This is a genomic window from Streptomyces sp. NPDC004561, from assembly GCF_053602155.1.
The window spans coordinates 1-1,328 of the sequence record NZ_JBSGDB010000914.1; the positions used below are offsets into that span (position 1 = coordinate 1).

2 protein-coding genes are annotated in these 1,328 nt (G+C 72.1%); one reads left to right on the forward strand and one right to left on the reverse strand.

Annotated features, from left to right (window positions below; all coding sequences use genetic code 11):
* Nucleotides 1-249: 249 nt before the first annotated feature.
* Nucleotides 250-894 carry a cysteine hydrolase gene (locus ACWEN3_RS46645; protein ID WP_452984526.1) on the forward strand — a complete coding sequence of 215 codons (645 nt, stop codon included), beginning with the start codon at nt 250-252 and terminating at the stop codon, nt 892-894.
* 6 nt (nt 895-900) lie between these two features.
* Here ACWEN3_RS46645 and ACWEN3_RS46650 read toward each other — a convergent pair.
* Nucleotides 901-1,328, reverse strand: a 428-nt coding sequence (locus tag ACWEN3_RS46650; protein ID WP_452984528.1) for a Rieske (2Fe-2S) protein, incomplete at its 5' end; no start/stop codon positions are given.

Below are 1,328 nucleotides of genomic sequence, written 5' to 3' on the forward strand. Positions count from 1 at the left end.
CGTCAACGTTCTGTGGGCCCTGATCCGTGACCGACGGTGCTACCAAGTGACACCGCCCGTCACTGCGCCAGCTTGACTTCGACATTGGGAAGCCCCCTCTTCTCCCACGTCGTGCCAGAGGAAATTCCCTGTGCCGATGATCCTCTGACATCACGTCAGAAAAGGGAATGGCCCGGCTTCCGCCCGCTGCCGGATGCGGTTACGCTCGCCGCCCGGCCTCCGGGGACGGCGACGGCGAAAGGGTACGAGATGGCGGCGTACGCGCGGCTCGGCGAACTCCTCGATCCCGTGAGCACCGTCCTGCTGACCGTGGAGTGCCAGCAGGGGGTGGTGGGCCCGGACAGCGCCCTGCCCGAACTCGCCCGCGAGGCCCGCGCGAGCGGCGCCCTGCACAATGTGGCCCGGCTGGTCGCCGCCGCGCACGACACCCGTGTCCAGGTGATCCACGCGGTCGCCGAGCGCCGGCCGGACGGCCGGGGCGCCAGCCGCAACGCCCGGCTGTTCCGGGCCACCGAACGGCTCCCGGTGCGACAGCTGGCCGGCAGCGCCGCGGTCCGGGTCGCGCCCCCGATCGAGGTCACCGAGGAGGACCTGGTCGTACGACGGCTGCACGGGCTCTCCCCGCTGCACGGCACCGACGTCGACGCCCTGCTGCGCAACCTCGGCTGCCGCACGCTGATCGTCACCGGCGTCTCGGCCAACGTGGCGATACCCAACGCGGTGTTCGACGCGGTCAACCTCGGCTACACCGCCGTCGTCCCGGCCGACGCCATCGCGGGGGTGCCCCCCGATTACACCCCCGCGATGATCCGCCACACCCTCGCGCTGGTCGCCACCGTCGCGAGCACCGACGAGGTGCTCGGCTGCCTGAAGCGGCCGCGCGGCCGGACCTGAGACGGCTCAGGCCATCTTGATCTCGTCCCCGGACACGGTGATCTTCGCCGCGGGCAGCGGCTGGGTCGCGGGACCCTGCTTCACGCTGCCGTCCTCGACCGAGAAGTGGCTGTTGTGACACGGGCAGACGATCGCCCCGCCCGTCACGCTGCCCACCGCGCACCCCTGATGGGTGCACTTGGACGAGAACGCCTTGAACGTGCCGGCCGCGGGCTGCGTGACCACCACGCCCTGTTCCTTGAAGATCTTCCCGCCGCCCTCGGGGATGTCGGACGTCTTGGCGAGCGCGGCGCCCCCGGCGGAGCCGCCGCTGCCCTGCGCCGTCCCGGTGGACCCGCCGGACCCACCGGATCCGGTCGTCCCGGTGGAGCCGGTCGTACCGGAGGAACCGGCCCCGGTGCCGGCGGCGCCGGACGAGTTGTCGCTCGAACCGC